This is a genomic window from Rhodococcus sp. KRD175 (assembly GCF_017168275.1).
GTDB classification, from domain to species: domain Bacteria; phylum Actinomycetota; class Actinomycetes; order Mycobacteriales; family Mycobacteriaceae; genus Rhodococcoides; species Rhodococcoides fascians.
This window is the reverse complement of sequence record NZ_JABFAQ010000003.1, coordinates 82,441-83,791: the sequence shown is the minus strand read 5'-3', so window position 1 is coordinate 83,791 and position 1,351 is coordinate 82,441. Positions and strand designations below refer to the sequence as shown.

Annotated in this window: 2 pseudogenes; both read right to left on the bottom strand. The window is 65.8% G+C overall.

What is annotated here, in order from left to right:
- Positions 1 to 173 precede the first annotated feature (173 nt).
- Positions 174 to 851, bottom strand: a pseudogene (locus tag J1M81_RS03775) (site-specific integrase); the annotation flags it as partial.
- Positions 852 to 1,034: 183 nt separating this feature from the next.
- A pseudogene (locus tag J1M81_RS03770) lies at positions 1,035 to 1,351 on the bottom strand (TniQ family protein); the annotation flags it as partial.

Sequence of the window (1,351 nt, the reverse complement as noted above, 5' to 3'; positions counted from 1 at the left end):
GGGTTCGCCATGGGCGGTGCACCAGTCCTCGAACAGTGACCACGTGTGCCGATCCCGCCTCGGTATCGACGTGTTCGTGATGTCCGCTGGTCGTATCGGACAAGGGCGGTCGTCGTGGTCAGCATCTGCCCCGGTCGTCCCGTCGCCGGTCACTGGCTCGGTCGGGTGCCTGGTCATAAGCCGAGCTCGGTGACGGCGTTGCCGATCAGTGGCGCATTCTCGTGAGCGTATGTTTCGACCATTGCGGGTGTGGTGTGCCCGGTTTGGCGCATGATGGCGTGCGCGTCAGCTCCGTTGCGGAAGGCTTGCATGACGAAGCCGGAACGGAGGGAATGCCCGCCGAGCTGAGCGACGGTGACGGGGTCGTATCCAGCTCGAGTAGCGCGGCGGCGGATCGCCGCATGGACCGCTGCCCCGGACAACACAGTGTCGGAGAGGTTGCCGTTCTTGCGGACGGACCGAAACAGCGGCGACCGTTTCTCGACCACAGGAAGGGTGCCGCGACAAATATGGGAGTCGAATTCCACTGCGCGGGAGAGTATTCGGATGACGGCAACTCTGCCGCCGGTGTCGAACGCTGCGACGATCTGCAGCCATCGCACCCACGCGCAGACCGGGCATGACTCGTGGCGGGCGGTGAACGGGAGTGCTTTCACGGTTCCGGTGCCGTCCTGGTCGGTCTTCGACTTCCGGATACGTACATGCGCACCATCGAGGCGGTCGCGGTGGACATCGCGGCATTCGAGCGCTACGAGTTCGCTGCGGCGGAATGCGCCGGTGTAGCCCATCAGCAGTAGCGCGGTGTCGCGGCGTTCGAGGACCTCCGACGCCCAGCCCGTGTAGCGGGCCCTCCCGACAGACTTCTCAGGCCGAAAGCACGCTGAGCAGGCGTTTCCGCGGAGACGGTGCGGGAAGGAAAATTCTCGTCGGTCACCGCACAAATAACGTTGGTGACTATGACCCCGGCGCGAAAAAGGGCTCTTCGGCTATCGCCGCGCGTGCATCGCGGACGACCCCGCTCCATCGGGCGAGAGCTACGTCGGCGGATGGTGCAGCGGGATCCCGTGGTCGAGGAACAGTTGCACCGTCTCATCCAGCTCCGCTGCGGTGCGGCACCCCCGGAGCAGGAAGTTGTACAACGAACTGGCGGATGCGGGATCGACGCGCGCTGCCGCGATGGCGGCCTCGGCCGCAGCGTGCGCGTCAGCCCACAGATCGCGCTCAGGTGCGGGATAAGACGAGCGCGTCGGAGCTGTCCCGGGATCGACCGGCTCGTAGGGTCGTGGGCGCAGCAGAGATGCGTGCGCACCGCCGGCATCGATCTCACCGCTCTCGACCATCGCAATGCCGA